Consider the following 4,145-nt stretch of genomic DNA (forward strand, 5'->3'; position numbering starts at 1 on the left):
TCCTTAGTTACCAGCACATTATGGTGGGCACTCTAAGGAGACTGCCGGTGACAAACCGGAGGAAGGTGGGGATGACGTCAAGTCATCATGGCCCTTACGGCCAGGGCTACACACGTGCTACAATGGTCGGTACAAAGGGTTGCCAAGCCGCGAGGTGGAGCTAATCCCATAAAACCGATCGTAGTCCGGATCGCAGTCTGCAACTCGACTGCGTGAAGTCGGAATCGCTAGTAATCGTGAATCAGAATGTCACGGTGAATACGTTCCCGGGCCTTGTACACACCGCCCGTCACACCATGGGAGTGGGTTGCTCCAGAAGTAGCTAGTCTAACCGCAAGGGGGACGGTTACCACGGAGTGATTCATGACTGGGGTGAAGTCGTAACAAGGTAGCCGTAGGGGAACCTGCGGCTGGATCACCTCCTTAATCGAAGACTTCAGCTTCTTCATAAGTTCCCACACGAATTGCTTGATTCACTTGCGAAAAGCGATTGGGTTTACACCCGAGAGTTAGACGATTGGGTCTGTAGCTCAGTTGGTTAGAGCGCACCCCTGATAAGGGTGAGGTCGGCAGTTCGAATCTGCCCAGACCCACCAATTGTCAAGGGATGTGGCCAAGTCCGTAAATGGGGCCATAGCTCAGCTGGGAGAGCGCCTGCTTTGCACGCAGGAGGTCAGGAGTTCGATCCTCCTTGGCTCCACCATTACTCTATAAAATCGCTGAAAGCTCAGAATTGAATGCTTATAAGCAAGCATTGAATTCTGGTCTTTGCGCCAGAACTGTTCTTTAAAAATTTGGGTATGTGATAGAAGTAGACTGGATAATTACTTTCACTGGTAGTTATTCAAGTCAAGGTAAAATTTGCGTGTTCTCAATAATGCAAATTTTCGGCGAATGTCGTCTTCACGTTAGAGACAATAACCAGATTGCTTGGGGTTATATGGTCAAGTGAAGAAGCGCATACGGTGGATGCCTTGGCAGTCAGAGGCGATGAAAGACGTGATAGCCTGCGATAAGCTTCGGGGAGTCGGCAAATAGACTGTGATCCGGAGATCTCTGAATGGGGGAACCCAGCCATCATAAGATGGTTATCTTGTACTGAATACATAGGTGCAAGAGGCGAACCAGGGGAACTGAAACATCTAAGTACCCTGAGGAAAAGAAATCAACCGAGATTCCCTTAGTAGTGGCGAGCGAACGGGGACTAGCCCTTAAGTTGATTTGAGATTAGCGGAACGCTCTGGAAAGTGCGGCCATAGTGGGTGATAGCCCTGTACGCGAAAATCTCTTATCAATGAAATCGAGTAGGACGGAGCACGAGAAACTTTGTCTGAATATGGGGGGACCATCCTCCAAGGCTAAATACTACTGACTGACCGATAGTGAACTAGTACCGTGAGGGAAAGGCGAAAAGAACCCCGGAGAGGGGAGTGAAATAGATCCTGAAACCGTATGCGTACAAGCAGTGGGAGCCTACTTTGTTGGGTGACTGCGTACCTTTTGTATAATGGGTCAGCGACTTATATTCAGTGGCGAGCTTAACCGAATAGGGGAGGCGTAGCGAAAGCGAGTCTTAATAGGGCGCTTTAGTCGCTGGGTATAGACCCGAAACCGGGCGATCTATCCATGGGCAGGTTGAAGGTTAGGTAACACTGACTGGAGGACCGAACCGACTACCGTTGAAAAGTTAGCGGATGACCTGTGGATCGGAGTGAAAGGCTAATCAAGCTCGGAGATAGCTGGTTCTCCTCGAAAGCTATTTAGGTAGCGCCTCATGTATCACTCTGGGGGGTAGAGCACTGTTTCGGCTAGGGGGTCATCCCGACTTACCAAACCGATGCAAACTCCGAATACCCAGAAGTGCCGAGCATGGGAGACACACGGCGGGTGCTAACGTCCGTCGTGAAAAGGGAAACAACCCAGACCGTCAGCTAAGGTCCCAAAGTTATGGTTAAGTGGGAAACGATGTGGGAAGGCTTAGACAGCTAGGAGGTTGGCTTAGAAGCAGCCACCCTTTAAAGAAAGCGTAATAGCTCACTAGTCGAGTCGGCCTGCGCGGAAGATGTAACGGGGCTCAAACCATACACCGAAGCTACGGGTATCACGTAAGTGATGCGGTAGAGGAGCGTTCTGTAAGCCTGTGAAGGTCAGTTGAGAAGCTGGCTGGAGGTATCAGAAGTGCGAATGCTGACATGAGTAACGACAATGCGAGTGAAAAACTCGCACGCCGAAAGACCAAGGGTTCCTGCGCAACGTTAATCGACGCAGGGTTAGTCGGTCCCTAAGGCGAGGCAGAAATGCGTAGTCGATGGGAAACAGGTTAATATTCCTGTACTTCTAGTTACTGCGATGGAGGGACGGAGAAGGCTAGGCCAGCTTGGCGTTGGTTGTCCAAGTTTAAGGTGGTAGGCAGAGATCTTAGGTAAATCCGGGATCTTAATGCCGAGAGCTGATGACGAGTCATCTTTTAGATGATGAAGTGGTTGATGCCATGCTTCCAGGAAAAGCTTCTAAGCTTCAGGTAACTAGGAACCGTACCCCAAACCGACACAGGTGGTTGGGTAGAGAATACCAAGGCGCTTGAGAGAACTCGGGTGAAGGAACTAGGCAAAATGGCACCGTAACTTCGGGAGAAGGTGCGCCGGTGAGGGTGAAGGACTTGCTCCGTAAGCTCATGCCGGTCGAAGATACCAGGCCGCTGCGACTGTTTATTAAAAACACAGCACTCTGCAAACACGAAAGTGGACGTATAGGGTGTGACGCCTGCCCGGTGCCGGAAGGTTAATTGATGGGGTTAGCGCAAGCGAAGCTCTTGATCGAAGCCCCGGTAAACGGCGGCCGTAACTATAACGGTCCTAAGGTAGCGAAATTCCTTGTCGGGTAAGTTCCGACCTGCACGAATGGCGTAACGATGGCGGCGCTGTCTCCACCCGAGACTCAGTGAAATTGAAATCGCTGTGAAGATGCAGTGTATCCGCGGCTAGACGGAAAGACCCCGTGAACCTTTACTATAGCTTTGCACTGGACTTTGAATTTGCTTGTGTAGGATAGGTGGGAGGCTTTGAAGCGTGAACGCCAGTTTGCGTGGAGCCAACCTTGAAATACCACCCTGGCAACTTTGAGGTTCTAACTCTGGTCCGTTATCCGGATCGAGGACAGTGTATGGTGGGTAGTTTGACTGGGGCGGTCTCCTCCTAAAGAGTAACGGAGGAGTACGAAGGTGCGCTCAGACCGGTCGGAAATCGGTCGTAGAGTATAAAGGCAAAAGCGCGCTTGACTGCGAGACAGACACGTCGAGCAGGTACGAAAGTAGGTCTTAGTGATCCGGTGGTTCTGTATGGAAGGGCCATCGCTCAACGGATAAAAGGTACTCCGGGGATAACAGGCTGATACCGCCCAAGAGTTCATATCGACGGCGGTGTTTGGCACCTCGATGTCGGCTCATCACATCCTGGGGCTGAAGCCGGTCCCAAGGGTATGGCTGTTCGCCATTTAAAGTGGTACGCGAGCTGGGTTTAGAACGTCGTGAGACAGTTCGGTCCCTATCTGCCGTGGACGTTTGAGATTTGAGAGGGGCTGCTCCTAGTACGAGAGGACCGGAGTGGACGAACCTCTGGTGTTCCGGTTGTCACGCCAGTGGCATTGCCGGGTAGCTATGTTCGGAAAAGATAACCGCTGAAAGCATCTAAGCGGGAAACTTGCCTCAAGATGAGATCTCACTGGAGCCTTGAGCTCCCTGAAGGGCCGTCGAAGACTACGACGTTGATAGGTTGGGTGTGTAAGCGCTGTGAGGCGTTGAGCTAACCAATACTAATTGCCCGTGAGGCTTGACCATATAACACCCAAACAATTTGTGTGTTTGACGGTTGAAGTCGACAAACAAACCGAAAATTTGCAAGACACGCTTTACCTAATCACATACCCAATTAGCTGTAGCGACTAAACACCGAGACAGCAACCGAATTGCTTGACGAACATAGAGCGTTGGAACCACCTGATCCCATCCCGAACTCAGTAGTGAAACGACGCATCGCCGATGGTAGTGTGGGGCTTCCCCATGTGAGAGTAGGTCATCGTCAAGCTCCTATCCCCAAACCCCCAATCCGAGAAATCGGGTTGGGGGTTTGGCTTTGGGCGATGGAAAA

The 4,145-nt window shown here is 51.1% G+C and carries 2 tRNA genes and 3 rRNA genes; all 5 read left to right on the forward strand.

Features of this window, described 5'->3' with window-relative positions:
- Positions 1–426 (forward strand): 16S ribosomal RNA (locus IB229_RS21715); the annotation flags it as partial.
- 93 nt (positions 427–519) lie between these two features.
- A tRNA-Ile gene (locus tag IB229_RS21720) sits at positions 520–596 on the forward strand.
- A gap of 31 nt (positions 597–627) precedes the next feature.
- Positions 628–703, forward strand: a tRNA-Ala gene (locus IB229_RS21725).
- 239 nt (positions 704–942) lie between these two features.
- Positions 943–3,835: ribosomal RNA gene (locus IB229_RS21730) — 23S ribosomal RNA — on the forward strand.
- A 131-nt stretch (positions 3,836–3,966) separates the two neighbouring features.
- Positions 3,967–4,082 (forward strand): 5S ribosomal RNA (rrf, locus tag IB229_RS21735).
- Positions 4,083–4,145: the final 63 nt, after the last annotated feature.

The organism is Pseudomonas sp. PDM14 (assembly GCF_014851905.1).
In the GTDB taxonomy this organism is placed as follows: Bacteria; Pseudomonadota; Gammaproteobacteria; order Pseudomonadales; family Pseudomonadaceae; genus Aquipseudomonas.